The following is a 23,072-nucleotide window of genomic DNA, read 5'->3' as shown; positions in this document are numbered from 1 at the left end:
TTTTCAAAAGGGAGAGTCGTTCCATTGAACAGGTATACAAAAATTATTGTTGCTATGTTTTTAATGATATTTACATTCGTATCAACATTACAACCACTTGCAGTTCAAGCAGCTACCAAGTTGGCTGACGGTGAATATTCAATTGGGTTCAAAGTTTTAAAAGATACATCAGATGAAGAATCGATGATGAATCAATATTCAGTAAGCCCAGGGACTTTAAAAGTGAAGGATGGGAAAAAGAAAGTATCCTTTACATTAACGAATAGTTCATGGATTACGAAGTTTGAAACAGAAAAAGCAGGTAAGCTAGTTGCGACAAATGTAATTAGTGAAGATAAAGAAAAAGATACAAGAGTAGTAGAATTTGATGTAGAAGATGTAGAGAAGGTATTAAATGCAAAAGTAAAAGTAGATATTGATTTTTTAAATTATCATCATGAGTACGACGTTCGTATTGCATTTGATCAAAATAGTATTACACCAATTCATGTAGAAAAACCAAATGAAAAAGAGGACCCAGCTAATAAGCCAGATCCAAATGAAAAACCGGATCCAAGTCAGAAGCCCGACCAAAAGCCTGACCCAGATCAACAACCAAATTCTAACACAATTACAGATGGTGCGTACAGCATTCCATTTAAAGTGTTAAAAGATCAAACAGATGAAGAATCTAAGATGAATACTTACATGGTAAATCCAGGAGTATTAAAAGTAGAAAACGGTAAGAAAAAAGCAATTGTAACATTAAAAAGTAGCTCATTAATTAAAAATTTCCAAACGGAAAAAGATGGCGCATTTGTTGATGCAAAAGTAGTGAGTGAGGATAAGGAAAAAGATACAAGAGTAGTAGAGTTTGAAGTAAACGATTTATCTAAAAAACTAAATACAAAAGTATTTATCGAAATGGCATCAAGAAATTATAAGCAAACGCATGATGTACAACTTTTATTTGAACAAGATAAACTTGAACAAATTAAAAATGAAGAGAAACAACCAGAAGTAGAAAAACCAGAAGCAGAAAAACCAGAAGCAGAAAAACCGGAAGCAGAAAAACCGGAAGTAGAAAAACCGGAAGTAGAAAAACCAGATGAAAATAAAAAACCAGATGCTGAAACAATTAAAGATGGTGAATACAGCATCAATTTCAAAGCATTAAAAGATCAAACAGACGAAATTTCAATGATGAACACATATACAAAAAGTCCAGGTGTGCTAAAAGTAAAAGATGGTAAGAAGTATGTATCATTTACGTTAACGAACAGTTCTTGGATTACAAAATTTAAATTTGAGAAAAATGGTTCGTTTGTTGATACAAATGTAATAAGTGAAGATAAAAAAGCTGATACACGCGTAGTGGAAGTAGAAGTACCAGATTTATCAAAAAAGTTAAATGCAAAAGTAAAAGTAGATATCGATTCAATGAATTATCACCATTTTTACGATATTCAATTTGCATTTGATAAAGGTAGCATTAAGCCGTTAGATAGCCAAGGCGGAAACGACAACCAAGGCGGAAACAACAACCAAGATGAAAATAATAAACCGAGAGTAATAGTTGATTCGAAAAATTTAGTAGATGGCCAATATGATATTACATTTAAAGTATTAAAAGATAAAACAGATGAGATTTCAAAGATGAATGACTATGTTGTAAATCCAGCGAAATTAATCGTAAAAGATGGTAAAAAATATATTGAGATGACGCTGAAAAATAGTGCGTGGATTACGAAATTCCAAACGGAAAACAAGGAACTATTCGCTGATGCGAAAGTAGTAAGCGAAGATAAAAATGCAAATACGCGAGTAGTACAGTTTGAAGTAGAAGATCTATTTAAAAAATTAAACGCAAAAGTAAAGGTAGACATCGATGAGATGAACTACCATCATTTCTACGATGTACAAATTCAATTTGATACAAATAATATCGGCGCGTTAGGAACTATTAAAGAGGAACCGAAAAATGAACCGAAAAATCCAGTGACTACACCGAAAGTAGATAATGTAAAAACAGTAGGTACTCCTGATTTTAACCGAAATGCAGATGGTCAGAAGAAAAAAGAAGATACAAAAAATGATTCAAAAAAAGAGAAAAACTCAAAAACTGCAGATACAGCACAACTTGGTTTATACATGGTGTTACTGCTAGGTTCACTTGCTTTACTAGTTCGTAAATATAGAGCAGGTAGATTGTAATTTTTGGAGTCTTGATGCATGTTCGCGTGCATCAAGACTTGTTTCATATTGTATGGAAAGGAGTGGTGATTGAGAGTGAAGAAAATTGCAAGTGTACTAATGGCTATCATTTTGTTAATGGGTATAGCCGGGTGCTCATCACCAAAAAAAGAATCAGCAAAGCAGGTAAAGAGTGAAAGTAAAGAGCACGTTGTTGCAACAACAGTGGCTGTTACTGAAATTATGGATGCGTTAGAAGTAGATTTAGTCGGCGTTCCAACAAGTTCTAAAACTTTACCGAAGCGATATAAAGGTTTACCTGAAGTTGGGAATCCAATGAGTCCAGATATGGAAAAGGTAAAGTCATTAAAGCCTTCAGAAGTGTTATCTGTGACAACACTTGAATATGAATTAAAGCCAGTTTTTGATGGTGTGGGTATGAAAGCAAACTTTTTAGATTTAACGAGTTTGAAAAATATGCAAAGTTCTATTAGCGATTTAGGTAAGAAATATGGGCGTGAAAAACAGGCCGAAGCAGTAGTAACTAAATTAGATAAAAAGGTTGCTAGCATTCAAAAAGAAGTAAAAGGAAAGAAAGAACCGACAGTGCTTATTTTATTAGGTGTGCCGGGAAGTTATTTAGTAGCAACAGAGCATTCTTATATTGGAGATTTAGTGAAACAACTAGGTGGTAAAAATATTGTGCAAGGTGAACAAGTAGAATATTTAGCTTCTAATACAGAGTATTTAAAGAAAGCTGATCCAGATATTATTTTACGAGCAGCTCATGGTATGCCTGATGAAGTTGTAAAAATGTTTGATAAAGAATTTAAAACAAATGATATTTGGAAACACTTTGCTGCGGTTAAAAATAACCGTGTTTACGATTTAGAAGAGCGTTTATTTGGAACGACAGGTAATTTAGCAGCAATTGAAGCATTAGATGAATTGAAAAAAATGATGTATCCGTGATGCATTTTAATATAAAGGAAGAGTAGAATGAATAAAAAAACTTGGAGTTTCCTCATTGTTACTGCATTGCTTATTGTTATGACATCATTGTCAGCGATGAAAGGTAGTTTAGAAGTAGGTATTGTTGAACTTGTACAAGGGATATTTACAGGTGGAAATGAAGATGTTGAAGTCATTAAAGATTTACGTTTTCCGCGTATTATTATTGCGTTGTTCACTGGAGCGGCTCTCGCTGTTTCAGGTGTGCTTTTTCAAGCTGTTATGAAAAATCCACTCGCTGATGCTGGGGTAATCGGTATATCTTCAGGAGCAAGTTTTATGACACTCGTTATTATTACGTTGTTCCCGCAATTCTTTTTCTGGACACCCGTATTCGCCTTTTTAGGTGGTGCGCTTGCATGTTATCTCGTTTATTCGTTTTCATGGAAATCAGGATTAAGCCCGCTTCGCATTATTTTAATTGGTATTGCCATTAATGCAATGTTTACTGGATTAAATGAATCATTCGTTACGATTTGTGGATATTTTATTAAGAGTATTAAGCAAACGACGACTTCTAACATAACAATGAAGACGTGGGGCGATGTAGAAATAATGGTGACTTATGGAACGATTGGTCTTATTCTTGCTCTGTTCGTAGGAGCTTGGTGTAACTTATTATCGCTACAAGATAAGACTGCGAAAAACTTAGGCTTGCACGTGACGAGAGTTCGTCTTATTATTTCTGCCATTGCAGTACTCTTAGCGGCAGTATCAACAGCGATTGCAGGTGTTATTGCTTTTGTAGGATTACTAGTTCCGCATATTTCAAGACAATTAGTCGGTTCAGACCATAAAGTATTAATTCCATTTTCTGCTCTTGCAGGGGCGTTATTAATTTTGACGGCAGATACGATTGGAAGGTTAATTGTGCCACCTAACGAAATTCCAGCAGCAACAATTATGGCGGTTATTGGTGGTCCATTCTTAATATTCTTGCTTAGAAAGAGTGATAAAGTTTATGGAAATTAAAAATGTAACCTTTTCATACGATAACGTAACAAATCGATTAAAGTCTGTTAGTAGTGAAATAGAAATTGGGAAAATTACAACAATCATTGGACCGAATGGATGTGGGAAATCAACATTACTTAGTGTCATGTCTAGAAACCACGCTCCTAGCAGTGGAGAAGTAATACTTGATGGGAAAGCGATTAGTGAATATAAACCGAAAGAGTTTGCTAGAAAACTAGCGGTTGTCCATCAACAAAATGAGGCTCCAGCAGATATTACAGTGGAAAAGCTAATAAGCTTCGGGCGTATGCCATATAAAAATATATTCTCTTCGCAAACAGATGAAGATAGAGAAGCGATTGAGCGTGCGCTAGTATGTACGAATTTACAAAGTAAGCGTGATAAGCCAATTTATGCTTTATCTGGTGGAGAGAGGCAGCGAGTTTGGATCGCAATGACATTAGCTCAAAATACACCAATGCTCTTCTTAGATGAGCCGACCACATATTTAGATATTTACTATCAGCTAGAAATATTAGAGTTAGTGAAAGAGTTAAATGAAGTGCATGGACTAACGATTGTAATGGTATTACATGATATTAATCAAGCCATTCGTTATAGCGACCATATTATCGTTATGAAAGATGGAGAAATCATTACGAAAGGTAATCCTAATGATGTAATAACAGAAGAAATGGTTAAAGCAATATATGGTGTAGATGTCATTGTAAAGCAGGATGAAGATACCGGATTGTACATGGTACCTATGGGAATCTAAAGGATGAGCATAATCCGTTTTGAGGTGATAATTTGAATAGTAAGAAAGGACGGAAAAAGAATTCTTTTTTTCAACGCATACTTACAATTGTGTTTTTAGGAATCTTTTTCTATTCAATGTATGAGTTGGGCGGGATTTTCATGGATTATTATGAAAATCGTAAAGTAATGGCTGAGGCACAACATATTTATAAAAGAAGTCCAATGGAAGAAAAATCAGAAGATGGAGAGGTACGTAAACAGTTTCAGGATCTCCAGAAAATTAATCCAGAGATAGTCGGATGGATTACGATGGATGATACACAAATTAATTATCCAATCGTTCAAGCAAAAGATAATGATTACTATTTATTTCGTAATTATAAAGGTGAAGATATGAGAGCGGGAAGCATTTTTATGGACCATCGTAATGATGTGAAATCTCAAAATCGAAATACGATTTTATATGGCCATCGTATGAAAGACGGTTCTATGTTTGGTAGTTTAAAAAAGATGTTGGATGAAGACTTTTTTATGTCTCATCGTAAATTATATTACGATACATTATTTGAAGGATACGACGTGGAAGTTTTTTCAGTATACACGACAACAACGGACTTTTATTACATTGAAACGGATTTTGAAAATGATGCAGCATATACATCGTTCTTAAAGGAAATTCAAGAAAAATCACTGTACAAAACGGATACGGAATTGACGGCTAATGATGAAATCGTAACACTTTCTACTTGTGATTATGCGCTTGATCCAGAGGCTGGAAGGCTAGTTGTACACGCAAAATTAGTAAAAAGAAATTAAAGAAAAAAGTATAGAATATGAGAAGTGATAGATAACGCTTCTCATATTCTATACTTTAAAAAAGGACTGTTTTTACTGTGCTGCAGCCATTGGCATACGTACAACTTTTACATCATAGTAAGCAATTTTATTATCAAGAATATATTCTGGCATTCCGCCTTGATGTGAGTGAGCATCTTTAAATGCAGCGCTCTTTGTCCAACCTTGGAAATCTTCTTTTGCATTCCAGCGAGTGCTAATTGTTACTTCATCATAATCAACTGTATTTTGCGTTAAAAGAACTTCTAGACCTAAAAAGCCTGGCATCGTTTCAACTTTACCTACTTTATTAAAACGCTCAATTAATTTATGTCCATTTCCCTTTGTAATTTTAGCTGTATTTGTAACAATAATCATGTTTATTCCTCCTATAAATGTAGCTATATTTTCAAGAACTCATACACATTAAATGATAATGAAAATCATTATCATTGTCAATGATAAATGTGAAATATATAAGTTTTTTTCTATTATTTTGGACAGTGAGATTTTCATTTCAAAACGTAGTAAATATGTGGCGGTTAAGTGCGAGAATGAGCTAGTTGTACTAGCAAAGCAATAATATGGTATAGTGAAACGAGGCTGTTTTTTCAGTCTCGTTTTTTAAATGCTTCCTGTAGAGAAAGCATGCAAATGGAAAGGAAGTTATTATATGCGATCAGAAGTAACTGTAAAAATAAAACCGAAATTTATAAAAGAAATTAAAAGTGGATATCCGCTTATTTTAAAAGATGCGATTCAAAATTTAAATGATGTTCGTGAAGAAGGAACAATCATTAAAGTAGTAGATGAGAAGAACCAATTTATCGGAAAAGGCTATTATGGAAAACAAAATAAAGGATACGGCTGGATTTTAACGAGAAAAGAGAGTGAACAAATTAATCAATCTTTCTTTGAAAGTAAAATCAAATCTGCCTTACATAAACGAAAGCAATTTTACAAATCAAGTGATACGACAGCATTCCGTGTGGTGAATGGTGAAGGTGATGGTCTTGGAGGACTAATTATCGATTATTATGATGGCTACTACGTAGTAAGTTGGTATAGTGAAGGGATTTACACTTTCAGAGGCGAGATTATAGCCGCTCTTCAAAAAGTAGCAAACTTTAAAGGTATTTATGAGAAAAAGCGTTTTGATACGAAAGGGAAATATATTGAGGGTGATGATTTCGTAGCAGGAGAGCGCGGCGAGTTCCCACTTATCGTAAAAGAGAACGGTGTAAACTTTGCGGTTTATTTAAATGATGGGGCAATGGTTGGGGTATTTTTAGATCAACGTAACGTTCGAAAACAAATTCGTGATAAATATGCAAAAGGAAGAACAGTGTTAAATATGTTCTCTTATACAGGTGCTTTCTCTGTATTTGCAGCGCTTGGCGGAGCGAGTAAAACGACGAGTGTTGACCTTGCAAATCGTAGTTTAAGTAAAACGATTGAGCAGTTTAGTGTAAATGAAGTTGATTATGAAGCGCAAGATATTATTGTAGAAGATGTATTTCTTTACTTCAAATATGCAGCGAAGAAAAAAATGAAATTTGATATGGTCGTACTTGATCCTCCAAGCTTTGCACGCTCAAAAAAATATACATTTAGTGCAGCAAAAGATTATAAAAATTTATTAAAAGAAACAATTGCTATTACAGAAAATAACGGTATTATCGTTGCTTCTACAAATTGTAGCGCATTCGATATGAAAAAGTTTAAAGGCTTTATCGATACAGCCTTTAAAGAAATGAATGGCAAATATAAAATATTAGAAGAACATTCTTTACCAGAAGATTTCCGTACCATTGATCAATTTAAAGAAGGAGACTACTTAAAAGTAGTTTTCATCGAGAAAATTAAAGGTTAATAAAGAAAAGGAGCTCGAGTTTACTTGAGCTCCTTTTCTTATTGAACGATATTTTGTACTCTGCCGACTTGCCCGTCCTGCAATCGCACTTTAATGCCATGCGGATGGGAAGGGGAGTTTGTTAAAATATCTTTTACAATTCCACGTGTTAATTTGCCTGTTCGTTGATCTTGTTTTAATACAATATCAACTTCAAGACCGGGGGCGATATTAGAACGTTTTTGTCCGTTCATTTATACACCTGTACGTCTACGTTGGTTGTTTGTTTTCTTTGTTTGTTGGTTTTGTAATTTTTTTGTTTCTTGGCTTTGATTTTTTGCATTTTGACCATTTCCATTTCCTTGCTTTTTCTTAGCAAGTTGTTCACGCATTAAATCAGCTAAGCTTACTTTTTTGTTTTCTGACATGATAAGTCTCCTTTATATAAAGTTAATTATGAACAATCGTAGTGAATTTCATCATATCATTGTTAAGGAAGGAAGGGAAGTTGGTTTGAAAATTCATATAATTGTTTCCAGTCTGTAGTAGTTACGATACAATTGGATTGTTAACGTTTGTAAAAAGGGGATAGACATATGTCACATCATATTTTATTAGTTGAAGATGATATCTCAATTCAAGAGATGGTGGAAAAGTATTTAATAAAGGAAGGCTTTCAAGTTACGATTGCGTCTGATGGAGAAGAAGGCGTGAACACATATTTAAAAGGTTCATTTGATTTGATTATCCTTGACATTATGATGCCAAAGCTAGATGGCTTAGAGGTTGTACGAATCATTCGAGAAAAAAGTGCAGTTCCGATTTTAATGATGTCGGCAAAAGATACAGATGTTGATAAAGCTGTTGGATTAGGACTTGGAGCAGATGATTATATTTGTAAGCCGTTTTCTATGATTGAATTGGCTGCACGTGTAAAAGCAGGTATTCGGAGGTCTACGAAATACTCGGCTACAGAAACAATAGAAAAAATGATTCAAATTGGTGATTTAACAATTGATCCAATTAATTTTACTGTAGAAAAAAACGGGAAGCCTCTCAAACTTACTTTAAAAGAATTTGAGATTTTAAAGCTATTCGTAAAGAACCAAAATCGTGTATTTACGAAAGCGCAAATATATACGTTAGTTTGGAATGAAGAGTATTACGGTGACGATAACGTTATTAATGTTCATATGAGAAGATTGCGTGAGAAAATCGAAAGTGATCCATCTAATCCAGAATATATTAAAACGCTATGGGGCATCGGCTATAAGCTGGAAGTGATGTAATATGATCAATTTGTTAATAGGTATTATTTTTATATTGTTATGTGTTATTTATATGCAATATAAAATGAGAAAAAATAGTAGTAAAAATTTACGATACACATATGAAAAGTTAGAAAGTATTGTAAATGAAAAAACAGGTGAGACGTTACTCGTTATGACAGATGATCTAGAATTGCAAAAATTATTAGTGGCGATTAATCAATTATTAGATGCAAAACAGAAAACGAATGCAGATCATGCAAAAGTAGAAATTTCGATGAGAAAAATGCTTTCAAATATTTCGCATGACTTGAAAACACCACTAACAGTTATTCTTGGATATACAGAAATGTTAAATAAGGATAAAACGATAAATAAAGAAGAACAACAAATATTACTTGAGAAAGTGCATACGAAAACACTAGAAGTGATGGAATTAATTCATAAGTTTTTTGATTTAGCGAAATTAGAATCTGGTGACAAAGCAATTGAAATGACAAAAGTAAATATGAATGAAGTTTGCCGTGAGAAGATTTTATCATTTTATGATTTAGTGACGACGAAAGGTTTTCAGGTTCATATTGATATACCAGAAAGAAATATATATGCACTTGGAAATGTAGAAGTATTAGGTAGGGTATTGAATAATTTAATATCAAATGCAATTACATATGGAGACGATGGAAAGGCACTCGGTATGACGTTAAGAGATGATGACACGGGCGTGTATATAGATGTATGGGATAAAGGAAAAGGGATTGATGAATCTCATATTGATAAAGTGTTTGAGCGTATGTACACACTTGAAGATTCAAGAAATAGATTGTACCAAGGAAGCGGTCTAGGATTAACGATTACGAAACGGCTTGTGGAAGCGATGGACGGAAAAATTCATCTTTCTAGTAAACCGTATGAAAAAACAATTTTTACAATTGCATTAACAAAGATACAGTTTTAGCTTGTAGAGCAGTAGATTCTACAAGCTTTTTTTCAGCGTAAGGAATTTGTAAGAAACGGGTAAGAAAAAAGAGATTTCCGTTGTCTATTATAGAAATATAGAGTATTGCGAAAGGGGAAAGTAACATGACATATATATTAAAAACAAACCAGTTAACGAAAGTGTTTAAAGGGAAAGAAGTTATTTCCGGTGTTAACATGCATGTGAAAAAAGGAGAAATTTACGGTTTTTTAGGACCAAACGGTGCTGGTAAAACAACGATTATGAAAATGATTACAAATTTAATAAAACCGACGAGTGGTGATATTGAAATCTTCGGTGAGAAATTAACAGATACATCTTATGAAGTATTAAAAAGAATGGGGACAATTATTGAATACCCAATCTTTTATGATAAATTAACGGCGAAAGAAAACTTAGACCTACATTGTGAATACATGGGCTACTACGATAAAAATGCAATTGACCATGCTTTACATTTAGTGAAACTACAAGGGGTAGATAATAAAAAAGTAAAAGATTTTTCATTAGGAATGAAACAACGACTCGGTATTGCAAGAGCAATCGTGACAAAGCCAGAATTGCTCATTTTAGATGAACCAATTAACGGTTTAGATCCAATTGGTATTAAAGAGTTACGAGACTTATTTAAAATGCTCTGCAAAGAATATGGCATTACATTATTAGTTTCTAGTCATATTTTAGGTGAAATGGAACTAATGGCCGATACAATTGGTGTGATTCAAAATGGAAAACTAATAAAAGAAGTTTCAATGAAGAGTATTAACGGAAAACAAACAGAGTACATTGAAATCACTGTTCCTGATGTGAAACGTGCAGCTTATATTTTAGAAGATAAACTTGGTATAAAAAATTACAAAATAATGAGTGGAACCATGATTCGTGTGTATGATACGTTAACGTCTCAGCAGGCCATTTCAAAAGCACTTATTATGAACGATGTGGAAATTGAAAGTATTAATAAGAAACATAGTTCCTTAGAAGAATATTTCTTAAATGTAATGGATGGAGAGGGCATTCATGCTTAATGGATTGTTAGTGAATCTACTAAGTGGATTGATCGTAATGTTCATAAGTGGGATTTTATATTATAGAAAACCTGAGCGGAAATGGTTGTTAATTCTAATAGTAATAGGAATGTTAAGCTTCGTTACTGCTGGAATTAGAATGTTAGCAGCATAAAGACAGTTATATAAAGAATGGAGGAGTGGCTTGTATGCTTAGATTAATGAAGCTCGAATGGAAGAAACATAAATTATCTAGTTACTTTAAAGGGGTAGCAATTTGTATTATAGCAATTTTCGCTGCAGTAAGCCTTATGGCGTTGGGAATGAAAGCCGAGGGAGACGTGCTCTTCTTTGACTTCACGCAACAAATGGTTTTAATAAACACTTTTATTAGGATAACATTCATTATTTTTAGTTCGGTCATTTTATCACGTTTAGTAATTGATGAGTATAAGAACAAAACAATGCAACTACTATTTATGTACCCATTGCAACGAAAAATGCTAATGAGAGCGAAATTAACAATTGTTTTTTGTTTTTGTTTTGTGAGCACGATTATCGCTACTTTCAGTATCAGTTTGCTTGTATATTTTGTGAGTCCAATGATGGGACTGATTGAAACACCAGCTACGATAGGTGAAATAATATCTATCGTTCCAACTACTTTTATAAGTGCATTTATGATATCTGGTATAAGTTTAATTCCTTTATTTTTTGGGATGAGAAAGAAATCGACACCCACAACAATTACTTCTGCAGTAATAATCGGAATGCTAATTAGTAGTAACTTTGGTCCTGGAAACGGTCAAGTAAGTCTGTTTAATTTTATAGCTATCCCAATAGTGCTCTGTTTATTAGGAATTTTCATCAGTTATCTTTCATATCGTAAAATCGACAAGATCGATGTGGCGTGAAGCAAGCTTAAAACAAAAACGAACTGGGGTATGAATAGTGAAAAAAATGATAGTAATTGCAATATTATTCATTACAATTGCTAGTGTAGTTTTTGGTATTAAGGTATTTCAGGGGAAAGATTTTAAGAAAGAGAAGTCTTTTGAGATAAATAATATAAAAGAAATAGAAGTAGACAATGAAAACTGGAATCTTGAATTTTAAAATACAGACGCTAATAAAATAGTAATTTCCGCTCAAGGTGAACAAGCAGATAAAGAGATAGATCCCGTCAAAATAGAAAATGATGAAAATAAAATTGTGATTAAGCAAAAACAAAAGATGAACAGATTTTTTAATGGTTTCACGTTTAGGAAGAAAAATAGTATATCTATAGCTATTCCGAAGAAAGAAATAGATAAACTTGTAGTAAATAATAAATCGGGTGATGTGAAAATAACCGATATAGTAGTAAAAAACATCGTGACAAAAGGCAAATATGGAGATGAAATGATTACAGGATTATCGGCAGAGAAGGGTGAATTCACATCCGAAAGTGGAGATTTAATGTTAAAAGATAGTTTATTACAAGAAGTAAATATAACTTCCACTACTGGCGATAATTATGTGAAAAATGTAAAAAACGAAAATATGAACATCACTTCAACATTTGGGGAAGTATTACTGAAAGATATGACAGAAGGAAAATCATTATTTATAGAAACAAAATCAGGGGATATTGGCGTACGGTATAAAGGTGTCCCGGCATCATTGAAGCTTATGGCTAAAAGTAATTCGGCTGACGTAATAGTGGATTTAAAAGGACTTAAGAAAGATAAAAATACAGAGAAAATAAAAGTGGGAACGATTGGTGATGCAAAAAACGAAGTGAAGATTTTAAGTAAAACAGGAGCGATTTATATCGATTAAATTTTAAATGAAAGGAGGACTATCATGCTACGTCTTATGAAGCTAGAACTGAAGAAATTTAAGATTGGATGGTATGTGAGGGGCGCAATTATTGCAAATATTGCTATACTGGCATTACTGATCTTTATGAGCATCGTTTCTCAAATAGAAGGAGATCCAGAAATAAGAGATCCGCAGATGATTTTGTTAATGGCTAGCACAATAGTAAGAGCAACATTTATTATTTTTGGTAGTGTATTAATCGCAAGGTTAATAATTGGCGAATATAAAAATAAGACAATACTACTCATGTTTTCTTATCCCATTAACCGAAAGAAAATGATGGCTAGTAAGTTGGCTATTACAGCGATAGTAACATTTATAACAGTTATTGTATCTAACATTTTAGTAGTAGGAATTTTCTTTGGGATAGATAGTTATTTTTCAATTCTTCCTCATTCATTTACAGTAGATCAATTGATGCAAGAAGGAATAAAACTAGTTCCTTTAGGCATTGCAACTGCGGGGATGAGTGTAATCCCATTATATTTCGGAATGCGTAAACGTTCAGTGCCAACTACAATTGTTTCATCTCTTATCGTTGTCTCAATTGCAATGAATAGCAACCCAGAGTTTCCTACAGCAACTTTACTTCCCCTTCAACTAGTACTCGCAGCAATTGGAGTTGTGATTGCATATTACGGCATTAAAAATATAGAGAGGGAAGATCTAACAGTATGACAAGAATACGTAAAAAAGAGTTGGCGTTACACCAACTCTTTTTTGTATATGTATGCTTCGTTACTACTTTGTAAATTTGGAGTGTTTGCTTAAATATGCTTGTACTCCTGGAGAAATATTAAAGTTATTAGGACTTTTATATTCGATAGTAAACTCTCCGTCTTTATTTGTTTCAAAGGCGATTGCATAGCTATTCATTTTAGCATCGTAAGAAGTATTTTTGACTTCTGCATCTAGATTAAAATATTTTGTAATATACTCTTTTGATTCCGTAATTGCTGCTTGTTTTCCCCAAGGGGTACCATAATAGGTGAAATAAAGAGATACACTAATAAATCCAATAATAGAAGTTAATAAAATAGTTCCCAGAGCTATTTTTTTATTTTTTGTATTCAATTTGGTTACTCCTCTTCGTAATATGTATTCATTTTAACCTATATATTCCATAAAACAACCATTTAAAAAAATAGTTTCACATGAAACAAGTTACAGAAAAAGACAAGATGTGTAAACAACTTGTCTTTTTGTCGTTACATTTTAGGAGCTTCCATTCCAGCCGCAGCCCACTCTTCTTTTGCGGGGCCGTACACACCAGGAACTGTTAAGCCAGCTTGGCGCATTAAAACTGTCATTTGTCCGCGGTGGTGATTTTGATGATTAATGAGTGTCATTAAAAATATAGAATTCGGCATAGGGCGGCCAAAGAAGTCATTAATAGTAGCTAAGTCTTTATCAGTCCATTTACTTTGAAGTGTTTCAACAAAAGCCGCGTTCACTTTACGGTATTCATCTGCAATTGTTTTTGCAGAAGTTGGAACAGGATAATCTTTCGTTGCTCCTTCAAACTTTAGCCCTGTGCCAGATAGTATAACAGGAATTGCCGTCACGATATGCCAAGCAACTCTTCCTAAGGTCCAATGTTCAGGTGCAATTTCTTGTGATAAAGATGCATCGGTTAATGAATCAAGCATTTTCTGAGTAGACTCAGCCTCGTATGTCCATGATTGCAAGAAGCCGTCAATTGTTTGGTACATAGTTATCCCTCCTATTTTTGTTCATAGATTAAATTCGTGAGAGATAATATAATCCCTGTTCCACAAGAAATAATTAATTAAGCATTGCTACAATATGAAAACAATATTAGACCGTAAAGGGGGAAGTGAATTTCTTTATATAAAGTATAAAAATAATAAAGAATATACATTGTTAGGAAATGCTGATGATTACAGAGAGCTATTTCAAATAATAGGTGGATTGAAAATAGCAAGCGGAATAGAACTAAGGTTACAGGATAAGAAATTAAAGAGACAGTTAACTTTAAAACGAACTGTGTTCAATATAATCATGTATTCACTTGTTATATATATTATGTACAAAGCTTATATTAATTTTATGCTGTAATAGGAAAAGACGGCTTCACATATATGAATTCGTCTTTTAATTAACTTTCTTCCCACTTTTCCTCATCAACCATAAGAAATAAGGTGTTCCAAGTATAGCAACTTTTTTCGCCGGTTTATCTAATTTTGTTTCCCCTTCAGTATGTTTAATTGTTATAGTTTGCTTTTTATCTTCTATCGTTGTTACCTTTTTCTCCTCTTTTTTGCTGTCCGCATTCAACAGCGAATAGAAGAACAACCATGAAAATACTAAGAATTTTCTTCATCTTCTTTCCCAAAATAAGTTTTTTATTCGTAATTATATTTTTAAAATTTTGCTGAAAAATAACGAATTATACGGATATCGTTATGTAAGATTAAAATCCATATGTGTATGAAGAATTTAGAAAAGGAATTTCATTTAACTAGAGAGGCGAAAGTACAAGCAAAAGGAGATAGTATCGCATGTAATAATTATTAGAATGTACGGGATAAATCTATATTTATCTCCACTGAATAAAGCTTTCGGTCTGATTTGATAAATGTTTTTTAATTTCTTACTTGTACTTATAAGATTGAATTTGAAGGAAGGAATCAACATGTCTTCATGGCTCAATAATACAAATGGATATTGTAGTTGTAATAATCAAAATGGTGTACATGTTGATTCGTGTTGTTTTAGTTGTGATGGGACAGTCCCTAAGCTTGGTCCAACAGGTCCAACGGGTTCAACAGGATCAACAGGTTCAACAGGATCAACGGGAGCGACAGGTTCAACAGGTCCAACGGGAGCGACAGGTTCAACAGGTCCAACAGGATCAACGGGAGCAACAGGTTCAACAGGTTCAACAGGCTCAACGGGAGCAACAGGCCCAACGGGAGCGACAGGAATAACAGGAGCAACAGGCCCAACGGGAGCGACAGGAATAACGGGAGTAACAGGTCCAACGGGAGCAACAGGCTCAACGGGAGCAACAGGTCCAACAGGTCCAACGGGAGCGACAGGTTCAACAGGTTCAACAGGTCCAACGGGAGCGACAGGCTCAACGGGAGTAACAGGTCCAACGGGATCAACAGGAGCAACAGGTCCAACGGGAGCGACGGGATCAACGGGAGCAACAGGTCCGACGGGAGCGACGGGATCAACGGGAGCAACGGGTTCAACCGGTTCAACCGGTTCAACCGGTCCAACAGGATCAACGGGAGCAACAGGTCCAACGGGTTCAACAGGTCCAATAGGAGCAACAGGTCCAACGGGTTCAACAGGTCCGACGGGTTCAACAGGTCCGACGGGAGCAACAGGTCCAACAGGATCAACGGGAGCAACAGGTTCAACAGGATCGACGGGAGCAACAGGTCCAACGGGAGCGACAGGTTCAACAGGTTCAACAGGTCCAACGGGAGCGACAGGTTCAACGGGAGTAACAGGTCCAACGGGATCAACGGGATCAACAGGAGCAACAGGTCCAACGGGTTCAACAGGCTCAACAGGTCCAACGGGAGCAACGGGAGCAACGGGAGCAACAGGTCCAACGGGTTCAACAGGTCCGACGGGTTCAACAGGTCCAATAGGAGCAACAGGTCCAACGGGTTCAACAGGTCCGACGGGTTCAACAGGTCCGACGGGAGCAACAGGTCCAACGGGAGCAACGGGTTCAACGGGTTCAACAGGAGCGACAGGTTCAACAGGATCAACAGGTTCAACAGGTCCGACGGGTTCAACAGGTCCAATAGGAGCGACAGGTTCAACAGGTCCAACAGGATCGACGGGAGCAACAGATCCAACGGGTTCAACAGGATCAACAGGTCCGACGGGAGCAACAGGATCAACGGGAGCAACAGGTCCGACGGGAGCAACAGGTCCAACAGGATCGACGGGAGCAACAGGATCAACAGGTCCAACGGGATCAACGGGTTCAACAGGTCCAACCGGAGCGACAGGAATAACAGGAGCGACGGGAATAACAGGATCAACGGGAATAACAGGATCAACGGGTTCAACAGGTCCAACGGGAGCGACAGGTTCAACAGGTCCAACAGGATCGACGGGAGCAACAGGATCAACGGGAATAACAGGATCAACGGGTTCAACAGGTCCAACCGGAGCAACAGGTACAAGTATCACGGCGACATATGCATTTGCAAATAATACGTCGGGAACAGCGATATCTGTAGTTCTTGGTGGAACGAATGTCCCGCTTCCAAATAATCAAAACATCGGTCCAGGAATTACTGTTTCTGGTGGAAACACAGTATTTACGGTTGCAAATGCTGGTAATTATTATATTTCATATACAATTAATATAACGGCTTCATTATTAGTCAGTTCACGGATTACAATTAATGGAGGGGCACTTGCTGGGACGATTAATGCTCCTGCGGTAGCAACCACATCATTTAGTGCAACAATCATTACAACTCTTGCAGCAGGAGATGCTATTAGCTTGCAATTATTTGGTTTGTTAGCTGTCGCAACATTATCAACAACTACTCCAGGAGCAGTGTTAACGATAATAAGATTAAGTTAAACTATAACTCTCTTACTCTTTTAAGATTAAGAGAGTTTCTACATATAATAAGAAGTTAATGAAGTAAAGCATAGTTATACAAAAGTCAGAATATTATGATTGTAACGCTATGGTGACTATAATATAATGAAAATAACCATCATGAATGAACATTCATTTATTTTTATGTATTTGAAGGGGGAATGAAGATGGAAAAACCATGGTTGAAAAGTTATCCAGAGGAAATTCCGAGTACGATTTCTTATGATATTCAGCCGCTTCATAGATATGTAGAACAGATGGCTTCTCGCTACCCAGAAAAGAAAGCGCTTCACTTTTTAGGGAAGGATATTACGTTTTCGGACTTCCATGATAAGGTGAAGAGGTTTGCAAATTATCTTCAAAAGCTCGGTGTGGAAAAGGGTGATCGAGTTGCTATTATGTTGCCGAATTGTCCGCAAGCTGTAATTGGTTATTACGGCACATTACTTGCGGGAGGTATCGTAGTACAAACAAATCCACTGTATACAGAGAGAGAATTAGAATATCAGCTTCATGACTCGGGAGCAAAAGTAATTCTTTGTCTCGATTTAGTGTTTCCAAGAGTAACGAATGTTCAATCTGCTACAAAAATTGAGCATATTATCGTAACTCGTATTGCGGACTTTTTACCATTCCCTAAAAATCTATTGTATCCATTTGTGCAGAAAAAACAGTCAAATTTAGTTGTGAAAGTATCAGAGAGTGAAACGATTCATCTTTGGAATTCAGTAGAAAAAGAAGTGAATACGGATGTTGAGGAGCCTTGTGATCCTGAAAATGATCTAGCTCTTTTACAGTACACAGGAGGAACAACCGGATTTCCGAAAGGCGTTATGTTAACACATAAAAACCTCGTCTCTAACACGTTAATGGGAGTTCAATGGTTATATAATTGCAAAGAAGGAGAAGAAGTCGTTCTTGGGGTTCTTCCATTTTTCCACGTGTACGGCATGACGGCTGTTATGAATTTGAGTGTTATGCAAGGATACAAAATGGTCCTTATTCCAAAGTTTGATATGAAAATGGTTTTTGAAGCGATTAAGAAGCATAAAGTGACACTATTTCCAGGGGCACCAACTATTTATATCGCTCTTTTAAATAGCCCACTTTTAAAAGAATACGATATTTCTTCTATTCGTGCTTGTATTAGTGGATCAGCACCACTGCCAGTAGAAGTACAGGAAAAGTTCGAAACAGTTACAGGTGGTAAACTAGTAGAGGGATATGGTTTAACAGAATCCTCTCCAGTTACACATAGTAATTTTTTATGGGAAAAGCGAGTGCCAGGTAGCATTGGAGTTCCGTGGCCAGATACAGAAGCAATCATTATGTCACTTGAGACTGGTGAGGCATTACCGCCAGGAGAAATAGGGGAAATTGTAGTGAAAGGTCCTCAAATTATGAAAGGATACTGGAATAAGCCAGAGGAAACAGCGGCTGTATTGCAAGATGGCTGGCTCCATACAGGTGATGTTGGCTACATGGATGAAGATGGATTTTTCTATGTAAAAGATCGCAAGAAAGATATGATTGTTGCGAGTGGATTTAATGTGTATCCTCGTGAAGTTGAAGAAGTATTATATGAGCATGAAAAAGTGCAAGAAGTAGTGACAATTGGAGTTCCAGATCCGTACCGAGGAGAGACAGTTAAAGCATTTGTTGTGTTAAAAGAAGGTACGGAGTGCTCTGAGGAAGAATTAAATCAGTTTGCACGTAAATATTTAGCGGCTTATAAAGTGCCGAAAGTATATGAGTTTAGAGATGAATTGCCGAAAACGACAGTAGGGAAAATTTTGCGCCGTGTTCTAATAGATGAAGAGAAGAGAAAGAATGAGGATGAGCAAACGGGCTAAGGCCCTTTCTTTTTGAAAAAATAGGATTGACACTTTTCTAAATAGTCAGTATTATAAGAATATGAATGACTATTCATTCAGTCATCTTCTTGAAGGGGACAGTAAAGTGAAGAAAAATAGACCGAAATACAATCAAATTATTGATGCGGCAGTCATTGTGATTGCGGAGAATGGGTACCACCAAGCGCAAGTTTCTAAAATCGCAAAGCAAGCTGGGGTAGCTGATGGCACGATTTATTTATATTTTAAAAATAAAGAAGATATATTAATATCCTTATTCCAAGAGAAGATGGGAGAATTTGTCGAAACAATTCGTCAAAAAACAGCAGGAATTGAAAGCGCTGTATCGAAGTTATTCATGTTGGTAGAAACGCACTTCTTGCTGTTGTCGCAAAATGATCCTCTTGCTATCGTTACGCAATTAGAGCTGAGGCAGTCCAATCAAGACTTGCGCCTTAAAATAAATGAAGTATTAAAAGGCTACTTACAAGTTATGGATGAGATTTTAGAGACTGGTATAAAACAAGGTGAATTTCAAGCAGATTTAAATGTTCGCGTGGCAAGACAAATGATCTTTGGAACAGTGGATGAAGTTGTGACCAATTGGGTAATGAGCGATCATAAGTATGATCTGGTCGCACTTTCAAAAACGGTACACGGGCTACTTATTGCAGCTTGTGGTTATCGTCAATAATGGGAGGGATCATGTTGAAATTCCTATCTGTAAGAGTTGAAGATCATATCGCGGTGGCGACGTTAAATCACGCACCAGCGAATGCGATGTCTTCACAAGTTATGCATGACGTTACTGAATTAATTGATCAAGTGGAAAAGGATGATAACATTCGTGTTGTTGTTATTCATGGTGAAGGACGTTTCTTCTCAGCGGGAGCAGATATTAAAGAATTTACATCTGTTACTGAAGCGAAGCAAGCAACAGAATTAGCACAGCTTGGACAAGTTACGTTTGAGCGTGTTGAAAAATGTTCAAAACCAGTTATTGCGGCAATTCATGGAGCGGCACTGGGCGGCGGCCTTGAGTTTGCTATGTCTTGCCACATGCGCTTTGCAACTGAAAGTGCAAAACTTGGTTTACCTGAATTAACACTTGGATTAATTCCTGGCTTTGCAGGTACACAGCGCTTACCACGTTATGTTGGGAAAGCGAAAGCTTGTGAAATGATGTTAACAAGCACACCAATTACTGGTGCAGAAGCATTAAAGTGGGGACTTGTTAACGGATTGTTCTCTGAAGAATCTCTTTTAGATGATACGCTTAAAGTTGCAAAACAAATTGCTGGAAAAAGTCCAGCAACAACTCGTGCTGTACTAGAGTTATTGCAAACGACAAAATCGTCTCATTACTATGAAGGTGTACAACGTGAATCACAGATTTTTGGTGAAGTATTTACGAGTGAAGATGGAAGAGAAGGTGTAGCTGCATTTTTAGAAAAGCGTAAACCTTCATTTAGTGGCAGGTAGTTCAATTATTTTTTTAATATAAATTAACAGAAAATTAAAATTGATAGAATCTTTCTGAAAAACAAGGGGGTAAATGGAATGAACATCTACGTACTCATGAAACGAACATTTGATACAGAAGAAAAAATCGTAATTAAAAACGGTGCAATTTACGATGGCGAAGCGGAATTCATCATCAACCCTTACGATGAATATGCAATTGAAGAAGCAATTCAAGTAAGAGACGCACAAGGTGGAGAAGTTACAGTTGTAACAGTCGGTGGCGAAGATAGTGAGAAAGAACTTCGTACTGCATTAGCAATGGGCTGTGATAAAGCTGTATTAATTAATATTGAAGATGACGTAGAAAATGGTGACCAGTTCACGACAGCAAAAGTGCTTGCTGAATATTTAAAAGATAAAGATGCAGATTTAATTTTAGGCGGAAACGTTGCAATTGATGGTGCATCTGGACAAGTAGGACCACGCGTAGCTGAAGCGTTAAATATTCCGTATGTAACGACAATTACAAAACTTGAAATTGACGGTACAAATGTGAAGATTGAGCGTGATGTTGAAGGTGATACAGAAGTGATTGCAACTTCATTACCAGTTTTAGTAACAGCACAGCAAGGTTTAAATGAACCGCGTTACCCATCGCTTCCAGGTATTATGAAAGCGAAGAAAAAGCCGCTAGAAGAATTAGAATTAGATGATTTAGATTTAGAAGAAGATGATGTGGAAGCAAAGACAAAAACAATTGAAATCTATTTGCCTCCTAAGAAAGATGCAGGAAAAGTGTTACAAGGCGAGCTGCAAGATCAAGTAAAAGAACTTGTATCGTTGCTCCATACAGAAGCGAAAGTAATCTAATAAAATACGAAATTATATATGCAGGAGGGAAAATCTATGGCTCGTAAAGTATTAGTAATGGGTGAAGTTCGTGATGGATCGCTACGTAACGTTTCTTTTGAAGCGGTAGCAGCAGCAAAAACAATTGCAGAAGGCGGTGAAGTAGTAGGTCTTCTAATTGGAGACAGCGTTGCCTCTTTTGCAAATGAATTGATTCATTACGGTGCAGATCGCGTTGTGACAGTTGAAAATGATAAATTAAAATCATATACATCTGATGGTTATGCACAAGCGTTTTTAGCTGTACATGCTGAAGAAAATCCAGAAGGTATTGTCTTTGGACATACAGCACTTGGCAAAGATTTATCACCAAAATTAGCAGCGAAGCTTGAAGCTGGTTTAATTTCTGACGTAACTGCTTTAGAGGTTGAAGGTGGAAATGTTATCTTCACTCGTCCAATTTACTCTGGTAAAGCATTCGAGAAGAAGATTGTAACAGACGGCATCTTATTTGCGACAGTGCGTCCAAATAACATTGCAACTCTGGAAAAAGATGAGTCTCGCAGCGGTGACGTATCTTCTATTACAGTTGATGTGAAAGATTTACGTACAATCATTCAAGATGTTGTCCGTAAAACGGCAGAAGGTGTGGATCTTTCTGAAGCGAAAGTTATTATCGCTGGTGGACGCGGTGTGAAGAGTGAAGAAGGCTTTAAACCATTAAAAGAGTTAGCTGACGTACTAGGCGGCGCTGTTGGGGCATCTCGTGGTGCTTGTGACGCTGAATACTGTGATTACTCATTACAAATTGGTCAAACTGGTAAAGTTGTTACCCCAGACTTATACATTGCATGTGGTATTTCTGGTGCGATTCAGCATTTAGCAGGTATGTCTAACTCAAAAATAATCGTTGCGATTAATAAAGATCCAGAAGCAAGTATCTTTAAAGTAGCTGACTACGGTATTGTCGGTGACTTATTCGAAGTTGTACCTCTTTTAACAGAAGAGTTTAAAAAGTTAAAAGTACATTCATGATTTTAGTACCCTTGAGTTCCAAGTGAAGTACCCCTATATATAGAAAAAGGTGAGAGATCCCCTGTCTCTCATCTTTTTAGTATTTAATCCGTATTTTTATATAGTATAAAGGAACATTTTTTTGTTACAATACATAACGATACATATTATTCGCCACGTATATAAGTTAATGATATACTCTTGGTAGAATATACTTGAAGGAGGAAATAAAATGGCAATTGTAAACGCAAATGACCAAAGCTTCGCAGCTGAAACTAGCGAAGGTGTTGTATTATTAGATTTCTGGGCACCTTGGTGTGGACCTTGTAAAATGATCGCTCCTGTATTAGAGGAAATCGATGCAGAACTAGGCGAAAAAGTAAAAGTAGTAAAAGTAGACGTTGATGAAAACCAAGAAACTGCTCGTCAATTCGAAGTAATGAGCATTCCAGCTCTTTTCGTATTAAAAGACGGTAAAGTAGTTGATCAAGCGTTAGGTTACAAACCGAAAGAAGCGTTAGTAGAATTAGTTTCTAAACACTTCTAAAATAAAAAAAGCTACCATTTGGTAGCTTTTTTTATTTTCT

Annotated in this window: 24 protein-coding genes and 3 pseudogenes; 21 read left to right on the top strand and 6 right to left on the bottom strand. The window is 35.9% G+C overall.

Translation table 11 applies throughout. The annotated features are described in order from the left end of the window. The first annotated feature begins 24 nt into the window (after window positions 1-24). The 5 genes from ACS2CR_RS00210 to srtB all read left to right on the top strand — a co-directional run bounded on the left by ACS2CR_RS00210 (window position 25) and on the right by srtB (window position 5,712). Entirely contained in the window at window positions 25-2,193 is a 2,169-nt protein-coding gene (locus ACS2CR_RS00210; RefSeq protein ID WP_284558988.1) for an NEAT domain-containing protein, read from the top strand. A 69-nt stretch (window positions 2,194-2,262) separates the two neighbouring features. Then, window positions 2,263-3,144 carry a heme ABC transporter substrate-binding protein IsdE gene (gene isdE / locus ACS2CR_RS00205; protein WP_002101379.1) on the top strand — a complete coding sequence of 294 codons (882 nt, stop codon included), beginning with the start codon at window positions 2,263-2,265 and terminating at the stop codon, window positions 3,142-3,144. A 27-nt stretch (window positions 3,145-3,171) separates the two neighbouring features. Further along, window positions 3,172-4,155, top strand: coding sequence for a FecCD family ABC transporter permease (locus tag ACS2CR_RS00200; protein ID WP_016110769.1), 984 nt, complete (start codon window positions 3,172-3,174; stop codon window positions 4,153-4,155). Next, on the top strand, window positions 4,145-4,915 hold the full coding sequence (locus ACS2CR_RS00195; RefSeq protein ID WP_044306745.1) for an ABC transporter ATP-binding protein: 771 nt from the start codon (window positions 4,145-4,147) through the stop codon (window positions 4,913-4,915). Before ACS2CR_RS00200 ends, ACS2CR_RS00195 begins: the two co-directional genes overlap by 11 nt. 32 nt (window positions 4,916-4,947) lie before the next feature. Beyond that, on the top strand, window positions 4,948-5,712 hold the full coding sequence (gene srtB / locus ACS2CR_RS00190; RefSeq protein WP_001086122.1) for a class B sortase: 765 nt from the start codon (window positions 4,948-4,950) through the stop codon (window positions 5,710-5,712). 72 nt (window positions 5,713-5,784) lie between these two features. On the opposite strand, the gene isdG is transcribed toward srtB, so the two are convergent. Continuing rightward, window positions 5,785-6,108 carry a heme oxygenase gene (isdG, locus tag ACS2CR_RS00185; protein ID WP_000587818.1) on the bottom strand — a complete coding sequence of 108 codons (324 nt, stop codon included), beginning with the start codon at window positions 6,106-6,108 and terminating at the stop codon, window positions 5,785-5,787. Window positions 6,109-6,403: 295 nt separating this feature from the next. Here isdG and ACS2CR_RS00180 point away from each other — a divergent pair, with 295 nt between their 5' ends. After that, on the top strand, window positions 6,404-7,603 hold the full coding sequence (locus ACS2CR_RS00180) for a class I SAM-dependent rRNA methyltransferase (protein ID WP_016110767.1): 1,200 nt from the start codon (window positions 6,404-6,406) through the stop codon (window positions 7,601-7,603). A gap of 38 nt (window positions 7,604-7,641) precedes the next feature. Here the strand turns inward: ACS2CR_RS00180 and ACS2CR_RS00175 are convergent, their stop codons facing one another. Both ACS2CR_RS00175 and ACS2CR_RS00170 read right to left on the bottom strand, forming a co-directional pair. Continuing rightward, window positions 7,642-7,836: a YwbE family protein gene (locus tag ACS2CR_RS00175; protein WP_001014310.1), complete on the bottom strand. Its 195-nt coding sequence runs from the start codon at window positions 7,834-7,836 to the stop codon at window positions 7,642-7,644. After that, window positions 7,837-8,010 carry a hypothetical protein gene (locus ACS2CR_RS00170; protein ID WP_001293578.1) on the bottom strand — a complete coding sequence of 58 codons (174 nt, stop codon included), beginning with the start codon at window positions 8,008-8,010 and terminating at the stop codon, window positions 7,837-7,839. A gap of 168 nt (window positions 8,011-8,178) precedes the next feature. On the opposite strand from ACS2CR_RS00170, the gene ACS2CR_RS00165 reads away from it, so the two are divergent. The 7 genes and pseudogenes from ACS2CR_RS00165 (at window position 8,179) to ACS2CR_RS00135 (ending at window position 13,377) form a co-directional block, all read left to right on the top strand. Beyond that, window positions 8,179-8,871: a response regulator transcription factor gene (locus ACS2CR_RS00165; protein ID WP_000018029.1), complete on the top strand. Its 693-nt coding sequence runs from the start codon at window positions 8,179-8,181 to the stop codon at window positions 8,869-8,871. Between the two features lies 1 nt (window position 8,872). Further along, complete coding sequence (locus tag ACS2CR_RS00160; protein ID WP_000609141.1) at window positions 8,873-9,808, top strand: HAMP domain-containing histidine kinase; 936 nt, start codon at window positions 8,873-8,875, stop codon at window positions 9,806-9,808. A gap of 125 nt (window positions 9,809-9,933) precedes the next feature. After that, on the top strand, window positions 9,934-10,857 hold the full coding sequence (locus ACS2CR_RS00155; RefSeq protein WP_053514519.1) for an ABC transporter ATP-binding protein: 924 nt from the start codon (window positions 9,934-9,936) through the stop codon (window positions 10,855-10,857). Next, window positions 10,850-11,011 (top strand): hypothetical protein, encoded by a 162-nt coding sequence (locus tag ACS2CR_RS00150; protein ID WP_000931763.1) that lies wholly within the window; start codon window positions 10,850-10,852, stop codon window positions 11,009-11,011. Before ACS2CR_RS00155 ends, ACS2CR_RS00150 begins: the two co-directional genes overlap by 8 nt. 34 nt (window positions 11,012-11,045) lie before the next feature. Next, window positions 11,046-11,750 (top strand): ABC transporter permease, encoded by a 705-nt coding sequence (locus ACS2CR_RS00145; RefSeq protein WP_000945211.1) that lies wholly within the window; start codon window positions 11,046-11,048, stop codon window positions 11,748-11,750. Window positions 11,751-11,787: 37 nt separating this feature from the next. Further along, a pseudogene (locus ACS2CR_RS00140) lies at window positions 11,788-12,657 on the top strand (DUF4097 family beta strand repeat-containing protein). A gap of 24 nt (window positions 12,658-12,681) precedes the next feature. Continuing rightward, a complete protein-coding gene (locus tag ACS2CR_RS00135; protein ID WP_053514518.1) occupies window positions 12,682-13,377 on the top strand; it encodes an ABC transporter permease in 696 nt (231 codons plus the stop codon). Window positions 13,378-13,440: 63 nt separating this feature from the next. On the opposite strand, the gene ACS2CR_RS00130 is transcribed toward ACS2CR_RS00135, so the two are convergent. Then, window positions 13,441-13,773: a YfjL-like protein gene (locus ACS2CR_RS00130; protein WP_053514517.1), complete on the bottom strand. Its 333-nt coding sequence runs from the start codon at window positions 13,771-13,773 to the stop codon at window positions 13,441-13,443. Between the two features lie 134 nt (window positions 13,774-13,907). After that, a complete protein-coding gene (locus ACS2CR_RS00125) occupies window positions 13,908-14,411 on the bottom strand; it encodes a DinB family protein (RefSeq protein WP_058840182.1) in 504 nt (167 codons plus the stop codon). Window positions 14,412-14,502: 91 nt separating this feature from the next. Here ACS2CR_RS00125 and ACS2CR_RS00120 point away from each other — a divergent pair. Then, window positions 14,503-14,778 (top strand): annotated as a pseudogene (locus ACS2CR_RS00120) (hypothetical protein); the annotation flags it as partial. A 78-nt stretch (window positions 14,779-14,856) separates the two neighbouring features. Here the strand turns inward: ACS2CR_RS00120 and ACS2CR_RS00115 are convergent. Continuing rightward, a pseudogene (locus ACS2CR_RS00115) lies at window positions 14,857-15,043 on the bottom strand (ABC transporter substrate-binding protein); the annotation flags it as partial. A gap of 312 nt (window positions 15,044-15,355) precedes the next feature. On the opposite strand from ACS2CR_RS00115, the gene ACS2CR_RS00110 reads away from it, so the two are divergent. The 7 genes from ACS2CR_RS00110 to trxA all read left to right on the top strand — a co-directional run bounded on the left by ACS2CR_RS00110 (window position 15,356) and on the right by trxA (window position 23,032). Further along, window positions 15,356-17,284, top strand: a complete 1,929-nt coding sequence (locus ACS2CR_RS00110) for a BclA C-terminal domain-containing protein (RefSeq protein ID WP_153602607.1) — start codon at window positions 15,356-15,358, stop codon at window positions 17,282-17,284. Between the two features lie 188 nt (window positions 17,285-17,472). Beyond that, window positions 17,473-19,158 (top strand): long-chain-fatty-acid--CoA ligase, encoded by a 1,686-nt coding sequence (locus ACS2CR_RS00105; protein WP_000414742.1) that lies wholly within the window; start codon window positions 17,473-17,475, stop codon window positions 19,156-19,158. Between the two features lie 106 nt (window positions 19,159-19,264). Beyond that, a complete protein-coding gene (locus ACS2CR_RS00100; protein WP_000742223.1) occupies window positions 19,265-19,852 on the top strand; it encodes a TetR/AcrR family transcriptional regulator in 588 nt (195 codons plus the stop codon). Between the two features lie 11 nt (window positions 19,853-19,863). Further along, on the top strand, window positions 19,864-20,640 hold the full coding sequence (locus ACS2CR_RS00095) for an enoyl-CoA hydratase (protein WP_000911292.1): 777 nt from the start codon (window positions 19,864-19,866) through the stop codon (window positions 20,638-20,640). Window positions 20,641-20,718: 78 nt separating this feature from the next. Next, the gene (gene etfB, locus ACS2CR_RS00090; protein ID WP_001029028.1) at window positions 20,719-21,492 is read left to right on the top strand and encodes an electron transfer flavoprotein subunit beta; all 774 of its coding nucleotides are present in this window, start codon (window positions 20,719-20,721) and stop codon (window positions 21,490-21,492) included. A gap of 36 nt (window positions 21,493-21,528) precedes the next feature. Further along, window positions 21,529-22,506 carry an electron transfer flavoprotein subunit alpha gene (gene etfA, locus ACS2CR_RS00085; RefSeq protein ID WP_000101943.1) on the top strand — a complete coding sequence of 326 codons (978 nt, stop codon included), beginning with the start codon at window positions 21,529-21,531 and terminating at the stop codon, window positions 22,504-22,506. A gap of 211 nt (window positions 22,507-22,717) precedes the next feature. Beyond that, window positions 22,718-23,032, top strand: a complete 315-nt coding sequence (gene trxA, locus ACS2CR_RS00080) for a thioredoxin (protein ID WP_001018943.1) — start codon at window positions 22,718-22,720, stop codon at window positions 23,030-23,032. The last annotated feature ends 40 nt before the right edge of the window (window positions 23,033-23,072 follow it).

The sequence above is a fragment of the Bacillus cereus group sp. BceL291 genome (assembly GCF_051776705.1).
GTDB lineage: Bacteria > Bacillota > Bacilli > Bacillales > Bacillaceae_G > Bacillus_A > Bacillus_A cereus.
Note: the sequence above shows the minus strand (reverse complement) of the source record. Positions and strands in the feature narration are given on the sequence as shown.

Excerpts from the sequence above, each read along its gene's own strand:
- ACS2CR_RS00155 (WP_053514519.1), top strand. The coding sequence starts at position 9,934 with ATGACATATATATTAAAAACAAACCAGTTAACGAAAGTGTTTAAAGGG.
- etfB (WP_001029028.1), top strand. The coding sequence starts at position 20,719 with ATGAACATCTACGTACTCATGAAACGAACATTTGATACAGAAGAAAAA.
- ACS2CR_RS00095 (WP_000911292.1), top strand. The coding sequence starts at position 19,864 with ATGTTGAAATTCCTATCTGTAAGAGTTGAAGATCATATCGCGGTGGCG.
- ACS2CR_RS00165 (WP_000018029.1), top strand. The coding sequence starts at position 8,179 with ATGTCACATCATATTTTATTAGTTGAAGATGATATCTCAATTCAAGAG.
- ACS2CR_RS00160 (WP_000609141.1), top strand. The coding sequence starts at position 8,873 with ATGATCAATTTGTTAATAGGTATTATTTTTATATTGTTATGTGTTATT.
- ACS2CR_RS00200 (WP_016110769.1), top strand. The coding sequence starts at position 3,172 with ATGAATAAAAAAACTTGGAGTTTCCTCATTGTTACTGCATTGCTTATT.
- ACS2CR_RS00145 (WP_000945211.1), top strand. The coding sequence starts at position 11,046 with ATGCTTAGATTAATGAAGCTCGAATGGAAGAAACATAAATTATCTAGT.
- ACS2CR_RS00110 (WP_153602607.1), top strand. The coding sequence starts at position 15,356 with ATGTCTTCATGGCTCAATAATACAAATGGATATTGTAGTTGTAATAAT.
- ACS2CR_RS00180 (WP_016110767.1), top strand. The coding sequence starts at position 6,404 with ATGCGATCAGAAGTAACTGTAAAAATAAAACCGAAATTTATAAAAGAA.
- ACS2CR_RS00175 (WP_001014310.1), bottom strand. The coding sequence starts at position 7,836 with ATGAACGGACAAAAACGTTCTAATATCGCCCCCGGTCTTGAAGTTGAT.
- trxA (WP_001018943.1), top strand. The coding sequence starts at position 22,718 with ATGGCAATTGTAAACGCAAATGACCAAAGCTTCGCAGCTGAAACTAGC.
- ACS2CR_RS00135 (WP_053514518.1), top strand. The coding sequence starts at position 12,682 with ATGCTACGTCTTATGAAGCTAGAACTGAAGAAATTTAAGATTGGATGG.
- isdG (WP_000587818.1), bottom strand. The coding sequence starts at position 6,108 with ATGATTATTGTTACAAATACAGCTAAAATTACAAAGGGAAATGGACAT.
- ACS2CR_RS00170 (WP_001293578.1), bottom strand. The coding sequence starts at position 8,010 with ATGTCAGAAAACAAAAAAGTAAGCTTAGCTGATTTAATGCGTGAACAA.
- ACS2CR_RS00195 (WP_044306745.1), top strand. The coding sequence starts at position 4,145 with ATGGAAATTAAAAATGTAACCTTTTCATACGATAACGTAACAAATCGA.
- etfA (WP_000101943.1), top strand. The coding sequence starts at position 21,529 with ATGGCTCGTAAAGTATTAGTAATGGGTGAAGTTCGTGATGGATCGCTA.
- ACS2CR_RS00125 (WP_058840182.1), bottom strand. The coding sequence starts at position 14,411 with ATGTACCAAACAATTGACGGCTTCTTGCAATCATGGACATACGAGGCT.
- ACS2CR_RS00105 (WP_000414742.1), top strand. The coding sequence starts at position 17,473 with ATGGAAAAACCATGGTTGAAAAGTTATCCAGAGGAAATTCCGAGTACG.
- ACS2CR_RS00150 (WP_000931763.1), top strand. The coding sequence starts at position 10,850 with ATGCTTAATGGATTGTTAGTGAATCTACTAAGTGGATTGATCGTAATG.